At 36.9% G+C, this 2,993-nt stretch carries 2 protein-coding genes and 1 pseudogene; all 3 read right to left on the reverse strand.

The genetic code is table 11. The annotated features are described in order from the left end of the window. The coding region (locus AFK68_RS03925) for a choice-of-anchor Q domain-containing protein (RefSeq protein WP_305778126.1) at window positions 1-1,111 on the reverse strand (1,111 nt) is incomplete at its 3' end. Between the two features lie 36 nt (window positions 1,112-1,147). Then, a pseudogene (locus AFK68_RS44150) lies at window positions 1,148-1,648 on the reverse strand (right-handed parallel beta-helix repeat-containing protein); the annotation flags it as partial. A gap of 9 nt (window positions 1,649-1,657) precedes the next feature. Beyond that, window positions 1,658-1,924, reverse strand: coding sequence for a choice-of-anchor Q domain-containing protein (locus AFK68_RS03930; RefSeq protein WP_094671678.1), 267 nt, complete (start codon window positions 1,922-1,924; stop codon window positions 1,658-1,660). Between the last annotated feature and the right edge of the window lie 1,069 nt (window positions 1,925-2,993).

Here is a 2,993-nt window from a genome sequence, read left to right on the forward strand (position 1 = left end):
TATAAGTGTGAGTATCATCAACATCAGAGTCAGTTGTAGTTAGAGTACCTACCACTGTTCCATTATTACTATTTTCTGCAATAGAATTATTATCTAATTGAATTTCTGTAGGTAGATTATTTCCAGGTTCAGGGTCTGGAGATGCAGCAACAAATTCAACAGCACCAATATCTGTAATGCTACTACCATTATTATCGCCATCAACAGAGCGAGTATTGCCTAACTGATCTGTAGTAGGTATATCAGTATTAGTTCCTTGATCAATAGCAGCACTACCATCTGACAAAGGATGAACCAAGAAACCGTCAACCTCTTGCAACTCTGCCAACTGAGGATCGCCAATTGCCATATTCGCCGTCACTAATTGGTCTTCCTTATCTACTGCAGGAAATTGCAAGTTACCTCCCCTGTCAGTCAGTTGATAGTGTGTTTGTTGGCTAATGCCATATACATTACCAGCCGTGTTGCGGTCAAAAATCGTATTTCTCACTTCAATATCAGGAGCTACAGTCTCTCTAGTGTGAATCGCACCTGAAATATTTGCTGCATAATTGTTAGTAATTGTCGTGTTGGTAATTGTCGTAGGTGAGTAGGTAAAGATTGCACCTCCCAAACCCGTTGTACCATCTGGACTTTCTGTTCTGTTCTCGGAAAAGGTACTGTTAACAACCTCAGCTCTGGTTAAGTCTGAGTTGGCGTCAATCCACAATCCACCACCCTGACTTTCTGCTGTATTTCCGGCGAAAGTAGTATTGCTGATTGTAAAATTTCCCTGACCGCTGTTTGCCGAACTTTGGCCAGTGCCGATTCGTATTCCTCCACCATCAGCCATGTTGACACCATCTATAGTGGATGTGATGACTGAATTGTTGATAACAGTTGTATTTTCAATGATTACATTATTACCTTGGTAAATATACAAAAATGTAGCCCCGCCTGCACCTGCACCTGTATTTCCTTCAAACAGGGTATCACGAATTGCGATTGTGCCGTTTTCGCCAACGGAACTGGCAGAAACTCCATCGGTATATATTGCGCCTCCAAGTCCTCTAGAGAAGTCAATGCCTGCACTGGTGTTGTTATTGGTAAATGTTGAATTTTCTACCGTCAAAGCTGTTGAAGGAGTATTGAGGGCACCGCCGTTAATTCCTTTGTTATTTGTAAACTCACTATTTTGAATTGTCAGAACAGCAAGACCATTTGTAGAAATTGCACCGCCGCCTCTTTCGCTTCCTCCAGCAGTAGCATCGTTGTTGTCAAACTTACTGTTAATAATTGTCGTATTACTGCTATTCTCTACCCAAATAGCACCGCCTCCTTCTCCAGAGGTTACGTTATTTTCAAAGGTGCTGTTTTCTACAGTTAGCGTGCTTTCAAAACCAGTTTTAATTCCTGCTCCATTTCCTGCTTCCCCTGATTGGTTGCTTCTGCCATTGGCAATTGTCAGATTTCTGATAGTAATATTTTTTCGATTACCTGTCTCTAAAACTCGATGGGCATTCTTGCCACTAATAGTTAAACTTTGAGCATTTTCACCATCAATAGTTAGGTCTTTATCTATTTCTAATTGACCATAAGTTAGGGTAATAGTTTGATTAGCTAAACTGGAGTCAAATTCAATTGTGTCTCCTGGGTTGGCATGGGCGATCGCTTGTCTTCAGGAACCAGTACCACTATCATTATTATTGGTGACTGTTAAAATGTTGTTATTGTTATCTCCAGTTTCAGGTTCTGAAGATGCAGTAATAAACTCAACAGCACCAACATCAGTAATTTCACTCCCATTATTATCGCCATCAACAGGACGAGTATTACCTAACTGATCTGTAGTCGGTGCATCAGCATTAACTCCTGCATCAATAGCAGGACTATTTTCTAATAGGGGATGTATGAAAATATTATTTACTTCTTGGAAATCTGCCAATAAAGGATCGGTAAGTGTTACTCCTGCTGTTACTTTCGTATCATTAGGATTAAGTTCATTAGACTGAATATTTCCACCACCATCACTAAACTGAGTTCCTGTGTGATGATTAATATTCCAATCATTACCACCATTGTTAGCTTCATTATAGGCAACAATAGTATTTTTTAAAGTAGTATTTGAGTTACCGACCCAGAAACCTCCACCTTGAAATCCAGCATAATTATTAGCAATAGTTGTGTTAGTAATATTAGTAATGTGGGAATTATTTGCTAAAAGTATTGCTCCTCCTAAACCACTATTACCATCTTCATAGTTTTCGGATAACTTTTAACTGGTAACTNCACAAACAACAGAGTTACTGAAGAGTTATCATATTCTTATCCTTATTATTTTCGGAATACTTAAATTTTAATTGCTGATTATAAATATTAATTCTGAATAAGAAGCTTAAACTGTAAATTATAAAATGGGGAAGGAAATTATCCACATTTATTTCCAATTAGTAGGAGTAAAATGGAGGAAGTTTATGAGGTCAAATTATATTTATGACTTTTCCGATATTCTTGGTAGTGTATACTAATTCACTAAAATTTAAGTCTCAAGGAAACATCCACTCTTTTTAGAGTCTTCCCCCTGAAATTACACAAATATTTTTCAGCAATTAACAATGAACAATTAATAATTAATAATTACCTCTTCTTAAAATAAGGGGATTGACTAAAAGGATTTTTTTTGATTTATCCCCTTAAAAGGGGAGGCTTCAAGGCGTGAATTATTGAATGAATAATTAATAGTTGATATTTTTATACCAATTTCATCAACTTAGACTACAGTGCCGAGCTGCTGCTAGATTATATGATTTCATTCTTGAGATATGATGTGTAGCCATACTTGAGTTAATTAGTATTAATTGCTTCTATAGATTGAGAGTTTTATATCAAGCTTCTTACCGAATAATTAAGGTTTAAAGCCTCTCATTCGCTGTGGAGAAACAATGGATTTATTTTCCTTTTATTCAATCCAATCCGTTTTAGGGAGAGGTAATTATCAATTATCCATTATCAAT

Source organism: Hydrocoleum sp. CS-953 (assembly GCF_002260545.1).
GTDB lineage: Bacteria > Cyanobacteriota > Cyanobacteriia > Cyanobacteriales > Microcoleaceae > Trichodesmium.